The organism is Mycobacterium sp. (assembly GCF_035603715.1).
Lineage (GTDB): Bacteria > Actinomycetota > Actinomycetes > Mycobacteriales > Mycobacteriaceae > Mycobacterium.
In genome coordinates this window covers 1-5071 of record NZ_DATNJW010000632.1, presented here as the reverse complement: position 1 = coordinate 5071, position 5071 = coordinate 1, and the positions used below count along the sequence as shown (strand labels likewise).

Below are 5071 nucleotides of genomic sequence, written 5' to 3'. Positions count from 1 at the left end.
TCGCGGGAAGGCCTTGCGCCCTGCGATCCGCAACCAGCCCGTCGAGCAGCGCATTGGCAGTCGCGTAGTTCGCCTGGCCGGGCGAGCCGATCACGCTCGAGGCCGACGAGTACACGACGAAGAACTCAAGATCGTCGTTCTTGGTCAAGCGGTCGAGGTGATAGGCGCCGAAAGCTTTGGGCGCCAACGTCGTCCGGAAATGTTCCGGGCTCTGTTGTGAAATCAGCGCATCGTCGAGCACGCCCGCCAAGTGGGCCACGCCGCCGAGCGGGGGCAACTCCGCCCGGATTCGCTCCATCAGGCTCCTGGCCTGCGCCTCGTCGCCGACGTCGGCGGCGAAGGTGTGGATGCGGCACTTGTGGCGCTCGGTGATCTCCTCGATCGTCCGTTGCGCCTCCGCGTCCGGCTCGCGGCGACTGGTCAACACGATGTCACCGGCCCCGAGTTGGGCCAGGTGGGCTGCCGTGTACAGGCCGAGTGCACCGAGTCCGCCGGTGATCAGATAGCTTCGATCGCCGCGCGGCTGAAGCGGTTTCGGCATCTGCAGCACGATCTTGCCGATGTGTCGTGCCTGCTGCATGCGACGGAACGCAGTCTTCGCTTCCGTCAGCGGGTAGACCTCGGCAGCCAGTGGCGCCAGCTCGCCGCGGGCCATGCTGTCCGCCAACTCTGCCAGCAAGCTCCCCGTGCGCTTGGGTTCTTCGGCGATGGTCACGTCCAGCGCGATGATCTCGTAATCGATATCGGGCCGGGCCGCTGCCATCTGCTCGCGGGTCCAGATGTCCCGCTTGGCGATTTCGGCGAACCGGCCGCCTTGCGCGGTCGCCCGCACCGTCGCTTCGATGAACCCTTCGTTCGTCAGGCTGTTGAGCACGACGTCGACGCCGGCACCCCCGGTGTCCGCGAGAATCTGATCCGCGAAGTCCGTACTGCGCGAGTCGTATACGTGCTGCACACCCATCTTGCGTACCGCATCACGCTTATAGGTGCTGGCGGTGGCGAAGACGGTCGCACCCGCCTGCTGGGCCAACTGAATCGCTGCCAGACCCACGCCACCACTGGCGGCGTGGATGAGCACCCGGTCGCCGGGCCCCACCTTCGCCCAGTCGAACGCAAGCCGGGACGTGAGTGCGCCGGCGGGTACCGTCGCCGCCCCAACCGCGCTGATCCCATTCGGCACCGGAGACAGGAAATCGGCAGGCACATTGACCCGGGTGGAGAACGACCCCGGCATGAAGCCGAAGACGCGCTGGCCAACCTCGAATCCGGTAACGCCCGTACCAAGCTCAGTGACGATGCCGGAGAGGTCACCACCACCGATCCGCCCCGGATCGCCCGGATACAGGCCGAGCACGTTGAGCACATCCCGGAAGTTCAGGCCGGCGGCCTCCACCCGGATCTGCACCTGGCCCGCGCTGGGCTGTGGCACGTCAAGCTCGACCAGATGAAGGTTGTCGATCGCGCCACGTTCGGTCACGTCCAGGATGTAATCGGCCGCACTGGGTACCGGGAGGTGGCCGTCGCGCGCCCATGGCAGCAGTCGCGGCACCAGGTACTTTCCTTGACGCAGAGCGAGTTCGGGTTCCTCGACGGGCGCACCCAGTAGGCCCGCCAGCGAGCGCGCGGCGTCATCGATGTTGTCGTAGTCGATCAGCCGGCAACGCAGGGCCGGCTGTTCGGTGATGATGGTGCGCCCGAATCCCCACAGCGCCGACTGCACCGGGTCGACCGGCTCGCCAGGTTCGGTCGCCACGGCCCGTTCGGTGATGATCCACAGTCCGCCGGGAAGTTTCACCTCGCCGCCTTGGGCCGTGTGCACGGCGCCGAGCAATTCGGCGATCTCGGCCTCGGCCCGCTGCGCGAAATCGGCGGCGGACTCTTCAGCGCTGGGCCGCCCGGCACTGCGCCAGACGATGCCGGACACCGGCGCACCGCGATCCTCAGCCTGCGCGAACGCCCGCTGCCACGCCGCCGAATCCGCCGTACGGTCCAACGAGACACCACCCGGCAAGCCGGCCGCCAGCTCGTCGAATCCAGCAGTCAGCCAGGTGCCTTCGGCGGCGTTGCCCGACTCCGGCGCCGGCATCTCCTGCCAGCCAAGCGTGTACAGGTTGCGGGTGGCATCGCCGCCGAGCCCGCGCAACAACGCCTCTCGGGGCGCGCGTTTCACCGCGAAGTCGCGAATTTCGCCCAGCTGTCGACCGTCCCGATCCACGAAATCGAGGTCGAAGACCTGGGTTTCGCTGTCGACACCGCCAGACTGCCACCGCGCGCGGCAATAGAACCGCTTAGGCATCCGCTCGCGCAGCACCACTCGCCCATACCGCAGCGGCAAGAAGAGATCGGCCATGGGTCCGCCGTCCTCGGTCGCCGCGAGCACCGCGGGGAAGGCCGGGAAAGCGACACCTGTGCACAGGTCGAGCAGGACCGGGTGGATCGGCTCGGTACCAAGCTGTTCGGCGAGCTCGTCGCCGATCGCGACATCGCCGACCGCCTCACCGTCGCCGGCCCACAGCGATTTGAGCGACGTGGACCAGGTGGGTCCCCAGGCGAGTTCCATGTCGGCGAAGGTGTCGAACAGCTGTTGCGGACGCGTCCGGCCCAGCCGCTCGCACGCGGCGTCGATGGAGTCTGTCGGCTCCGGTGCCGGCGCGTCCTCGAGACCGGAGGCGATCCGGCCATCGGCGTTCAACGACCACTCAGCCTCACGCTCACCGTACGGGCGGCTGTGTACCTGGAAGGTCCATCCACCGTCCTCGACCGGATGCACGGTCAGCTGCACCTCACGGGAACTCTTGTTGGGCAAGATGATCGGCTCGTAGAAGAAGACCTCGCGCACCTGTGCCGGCGCCCCGACCGCGGCGAGGGCCATCGCCGCGTAGGTCGCGCCCGGAACGACGACGGTGCCGTAGATGACGTGATGCTCCAGCCACGGCTGAGTCTTGGTGGACCATCGGCTGGTGTAGACGGCGTCGCCGGAAGCGAGATCCTTGGCGCTACCCAGGATTCCGGATGCGGGGGCACCATCGGTGCGCATGTCGGAAGTCTTGGGCCAGTAACGACGGCGCTGGAAAGGATAGGTGGGCAGTTCGAACCTGCGCCGTGGCTGATGGTGCAGCGCGGTGAACTCAGGCCGATGCCCGGAGACATACGTCGCGGCCAGTGCTTCGGCGATCTGATGCTGGGCATCGGTGCCCTTGCGCAGGGAAGCGATCGCCTGCGGAGCGGCCGAAGACTCCGGCCAGGCCTGCAGCGCAGCGCCGGTCAGAATTGGTTGCGGACCGATCTCCATCAACACCGAGCAGCCAAGCTGCGCCACGGTCTGCACGCTTTCGGCGAACTGCACCGGCTGCCGGGAATGCCGGCGCCAATATTTTGCATCCAGCGGAGTTTCCGCGGTGAGGACTGCGCCGGTGCGGTTGCACACCAGAGGCAGGCTCGGAGTGGCGAATTCGAAACCCCTCGCGTACGACTCGAATTCGTCAAGCGCCGGCTCCAATAGCTCGGAGTGGAAGGCGTGACTGGTGTCCAGCCAGGTGCAGCGGATTTGGTCACCGGTCAGCCGGGCAACAATCTGTTCCAGATCCGCGGCCGGACCGGACAGCACCGTGTTGGGGCCGTTGTACGCGGCTACCGAAATCTGCGGGAATTCGTCGGCGAGGCGCTCCACTTGCTGGGCTTCGGCGAACACCGCCACCATCCGGCCGCCCTCGGGCAGATTGCCGAACAGGCGGCCGCGCTCGGCCATCAGTCGTGCGCCGTCCTCGAGGGTGAACACTCCGGCCACGCACGCCGCCGCGTACTGACCCACGCTGTGACCGAGCACCACGTCGGGCTCGATGCCCCAGGATTGCCACAACCGGGCCAGACCCATCTCGATGGCGAACAGCGCCGGCTGAGCAAAGGAGGTGTGCCGCAGTGTTTCTCGGGCCTCACCCTCGGTGTCGAACAGGACCTCCAGCAACGGGCGCGGCAGCAGCCCGTCGACAGCGTCCGCGCATTGCTTCACGGTGTCGGCGAATACCGGCTCGGTGTCGAACAATTCCCGCGCCATGCCCGGGTACTGACTGCCCTGGCCGGTGAACAACCACGCCGTCTTCGGCGGGTCACCGCATACGCCACGCACCGCACCCGATCCCAGCCGATTCTCGGCCAAGCCGACCAACAGCTTACGAGCGCCCTCAACCGAGTCCACGACGAGCGCGGCGCGGTGTTCGAAGTGCGACCGCCCCACTCCGGCGGTGAAGCACACATCGGTGATGTCGGCCTCGGGGCGCGCTTCCAACCAGGTTGCGTATCGCTGCGCCAACGCCGTCAGCGCCTCCGCTGATCGGCCCGACAGCGGTAGCACGCTGACCGACTTTTGCTCGTAGGCATGTTCCGGCGCGCCGTCTTCGGGCGAGACATCCTCTGCGACTGCAGATTTCGGTGGAGCTTCCTCGATGAGGACGTGCGCGTTGGTGCCGGAGAAACCGAAGGAACTTGTTCCGGCGCGGCGCGGCTTGCCGTTGGTCAGCCACGGAATAGCCTTGTCCACTACGCGGACCGGCAACGAGTCCCATGGAATGTGCGGCGACGGGTTCTCGAAATGCAGGTTCTGCGGCAGAACTTCGTGCTGCAACGACAACACGACCTTGATCAAACCGGCGATTCCCGCTGCCGATTCGAGGTGCCCGATGTTGGTCTTCGCCGATCCGATCAGCAGCGGACTGTTCGGGTCACGGCCGATACCGTAGGCGGCCGCGGCGGCCTGCACCTCGATCGGGTCGCCCAGAGAGGTGCCGGTGCCGTGCGCCTCGAGGTAATCGACATCCCGGCCCTCAACACCGGCGCGAGCCAGCGTTGCGGCGATAAGGCGTTGCTGTGCACCACCGTTGGGCACTGTCAGACCACTGGACGCGCCGTCCTGATTGACCGAGCTGCCCGTGATGACCGCACAGATCGGATCCCCGTCGCGCTCGGCATCGCTGAGCCGCTTGAGGACCAGAATCCCGCAGCCTTCACTGCGCGCATAGCCGTTTGCCGCGGCGTCGAAGGTCTTGCATCGGCCATCGGCGGACAGCATTCTGGC

General features: G+C 66.9%; 1 protein-coding gene. It reads right to left on the bottom strand.

What is annotated here, in order from left to right; genetic code table 11:
- Positions 1-5071, bottom strand: a 5071-nt coding sequence (locus VN856_RS25675) for an SDR family NAD(P)-dependent oxidoreductase (RefSeq protein ID WP_325694567.1), incomplete at both ends; no start/stop codon positions are given.